We start from the raw sequence: 3399 nt of genomic DNA, 5'->3' as shown, positions 1-3399 counted from the left end.
ACCGGTTTAAACCAGGGCAGGCGGATATCCGATTTACGCAGCGCCGCCAGCAGTCCGGCCCAAATCACCGGCACGCCAAAGGCCACGCTGACCCGCTCGGCGCTCAGCAGCCGCAGCAGGCTCTCGCCGTCGAGATGCGGCCCCGGCAGCACCAGACGCGCCCCGACCATCGCGGCGATAAACGGCGTCCCCCAGGCGTTGACGTGAAACATCGGCACCACCGGCAGCAGGGAGTCGCAGGCCGAGATCCCGGCGGCATCGGGCTGATTGCCGCTCAGCGCGTGCAGCACCAGCGAACGATGGGTATTGAGCACCCCTTTGGGTTTCCCGGTGGTGCCCGAGGTGTAGCACAGCGATGCGGGGGTGGTTTCGCTTAGCCCCGGCCAGTCGTAGCCGGGATCCCCTGAGGCCAGCAGCTCATCGTAAAACAGCAGCGAATCGAGCTCGCTGAGCGCCTCTTCACTGCGGGCTTCCATCAGCACAAAGTAGCGTACGGTGGGCAGATGGGGCCGCAGCTGGCGCAGCAGAGGCAGGAAGGTGGCGTCAAAAAACAGCACCTGGTCCTCGGCGTCGTTGATGATAAACGTCAGGTGCTCAATCGACAGCCGCGGGTTGAGGGTATGGGTAACCCGCCCTCCCGAGCCGATGGCGAAATAGATCTCCAGATGACGGCGATTATTCCACGCCAGGGTAGCGCAGCGGGCGCCGGCGGGGACGCCCAGCCGATCGACGGCGGACGCCAGCCGGCGCGCGTTATCCGCCACCGCTCCCCAGCTGCTGTACTCCGTCTCCCCGCACGTGGACACGGAGACGATTTCAGTATCGGCATGGTAGCGCGCCGCGTGATTGATTAACGTTCCGGTGGTTAAATCCTGATACATCATCGATGGGTGCATGGCAGGTTCTCCGCGGCGTCGGCGCGCTTTTCGGGCAAAAAAAAGCGCCGATACGGGCGCCTTAGGGGATTATGCAAATTTCTGGATTCGGTTTTGCGGCCAGAGATCAGGCGCGCACGGGATGCGCCCGCGATTTAATCAGCGCATCTTCCACGTCAAAATCGCTCAGCGGATAGTTCGTCGCCACCATATAGAAGCGGCCATCCTGGGCTGGATATTCGTGGACGTTATAATTCACCGTTCGCGGCTGGATGCCGGGGGCTTCTTCGGCGGGGGAATGGGCATGATTCGCCAGCGGGTATTTCGAACGCACTTCAAGACGGTGGGTTTTAACGCCGCTGTAGATCTCGCCGTGATGTTCATCCCCGAGGATCAGGTAGTCAAAATACTCTGTGCGCATGCTTACACTCCCTTTCTGTTGCAAGAATGTAAGAAGATGTCATAAAAGAGCACGCAATACTGTTTTCCCTGTCACATCATCGCATCAATTCCACAACCTCAGACGATAATGCCGGGAGCGCCGACCAACAGTACGCCGGAGGACGCTACCCGCTAACGCCTCCGACCCTGAGACCCGCGTCGCGCGATCAGAGATCTTTGAGCAGCTGGTCGATAAACGCCGGTACCACCTGGCTTGCGAGACCATAGCGTTTTTCGGCAAACTCGCTGCCCACCTGGCTCGGCTCAAGGTTGAGCTCAACCGTATGCGCCCCCTGCAGGCGAGCCTCGTGAACGAAGCCCGCCGCCGGATAGACGTGCCCGGAAGTGCCGATGGCGATGAATATATCGGCATCGGCCAGCGCGCTGTAAATGTCGTCCATTCCCAGCGGCATCTCGCCAAACCAGACCACGTGCGGGCGCAGCGGCGCCGGGAACTGACAGCAGTGGCACTTGTCGTCCACGGTGACGTCCCCGGTCCACTCCAGCACCTGCCCGCTCCACGAACAGCGCACCTTCAGCAGCTCGCCGTGCATGTGGATAATCCGACGGTTGCCGGCGCGCTCGTGCAGGTTGTCGATATTCTGCGTCACCAGCACAAAACGATCCCCCAGCGCCTCTTCCAGCCGCGCCAGCGCCAGATGCGCGGCGTTAGGGGCGATATCCGGCCCCTGCAGCTGACGGCGGCGGGCGTTGTAAAACGCCTGCACCAGCGCGGGATCGCGGGCAAAGCCTTCCGGCGTCGCCACGTCTTCCACCCGATGTTCTTCCCACAGGCCGTCGGCCGCGCGGAAGGTTTTAATCCCCGACTCAGCGGAAATGCCTGCGCCGGTGAGCACCACTACCCTGGGTTTTTCCATCGTTTCCGGAGCCACCTTATCCTCTTTAAAGAAAATTCGCTGACGCAGTCGCTCGCGCAGGCGTCGTTTATTGCGGCGAAAACGGCTCAATCGATGTAAGCGGCGCGACAACATAGCTACCTCTGTGATTAATCAGTCAAATGAAGGAAGGCCGCACCGCGCATTCCTCCCGCATCGCCGTGGCGCGCCCGCTCAATCCGAGGCACCCGGGCAACGGGAAGTAAGTGACGCGGCAGGCGCTGCGCCAGCCCTTCGGTTATTGCAGTAAAGTTAGACAATCCTCCGCCAACTACCAGCAGATCCGGGTCAACGATGGTTAAAATATTACCCAGACACACCGCCAGCAGGTCAAGATAGCGCTCGACGTGGGCGCGCGCTTTTTCATCGCCCTGCTGCCACAGCGCGACGATTTCGGGTGAGGTCAGGGATTGGTGATAAAAGTGCTGGTACAGCCAGGCAAAGCCGCGGCCGGAGAGGTAGTTTTCGATGCAGCCCAGCTGGCCGCAGCCGCAGCGGGTCAGCGGAAAGTCACGCCCCACCACCTCCAGCGCATCCACCGGCAGGCGGATATGGCCAAATTCGCCGGTGATATAGCTATGTCCGGTAATCGATTTGCCGTTGAGGATCAGGCCGCCGCCTACGCCGGTGCCGAGAATCAGCCCCATCACCAGCGGATAGCGGGTAAACTCGTCGTCCCAAGCTTCCGAGAGCGCAAAGCAGTTGGCGTCGTTATCGAGACGCACCTCGCGCCCCAGCCGGGCGCTCAGGTCGGCGCGCAGCGGTTTACCGCTGGCGGCGGGCACGTTGGCGGCGTATAGCGTACCGTCCGCGGTCTCCGGCATGCCCGGAATGCCGATCCCGACCGAGCCCTGGCAATCGAAGCGGGCGTCCGCCTCAAGCACCAGCGCCGCTACCGCCTGGAGAAAATCTTCATAACTGTCCTGCGGAGTGGCGACGCGCTTTTCCCACTGCAGCCGCCGCTCCTTGTTAAATACGCCCAACGCAATCTTGCTGCCGCCAATGTCAAATCCGTAATACATTTCAGCAATTCCTCTTTCTAACCCTGCGCTTCACCTTGCAAAATGAAGCGCATTAGCGGGTCATGACGATAAATTACTGGCCACTCAGCACCCTCGCCGGGTCAATGCGGCTGGCGCGGCGGGCGGGATACCAGCTGGCCAGCAAACTCAGCAACAGTGCCGTCA

Annotated in this window: 5 protein-coding genes; all 5 read right to left on the bottom strand. The window is 61.3% G+C overall.

Features of this window, described 5'->3' with window-relative positions; translation table 11 throughout:
* The coding region (locus PFH44_RS26085) for an AMP-binding protein (RefSeq protein WP_283826624.1) at positions 1 to 896 on the bottom strand (896 nt) is incomplete at its 3' end.
* A gap of 106 nt (positions 897 to 1002) precedes the next feature.
* Positions 1003 to 1296: a hypothetical protein gene (locus PFH44_RS26080; protein WP_283826623.1), complete on the bottom strand. Its 294-nt coding sequence runs from the start codon at positions 1294 to 1296 to the stop codon at positions 1003 to 1005.
* Between the two features lie 187 nt (positions 1297 to 1483).
* Positions 1484 to 2308 (bottom strand): Sir2 family NAD+-dependent deacetylase, encoded by an 825-nt coding sequence (gene cobB / locus PFH44_RS26075; protein ID WP_283826622.1) that lies wholly within the window; start codon positions 2306 to 2308, stop codon positions 1484 to 1486.
* A gap of 14 nt (positions 2309 to 2322) precedes the next feature.
* Positions 2323 to 3234, bottom strand: a complete 912-nt coding sequence (gene nagK, locus PFH44_RS26070) for an N-acetylglucosamine kinase (protein ID WP_045854861.1) — start codon at positions 3232 to 3234, stop codon at positions 2323 to 2325.
* 73 nt (positions 3235 to 3307) lie between these two features.
* Positions 3308 to 3399: hypothetical protein (locus PFH44_RS26065; protein WP_283826625.1), on the bottom strand; the 92-nt coding region annotated here is incomplete at its 5' end.

The organism is Klebsiella sp. Ech2A, from assembly GCF_030078455.1.
Classification (GTDB): Bacteria; Pseudomonadota; Gammaproteobacteria; order Enterobacterales; family Enterobacteriaceae; genus Klebsiella; species Klebsiella terrigena.
The sequence above is the reverse complement of the archived record's forward strand: the minus strand, read 5'-3'. Positions and strand labels throughout refer to the sequence as shown.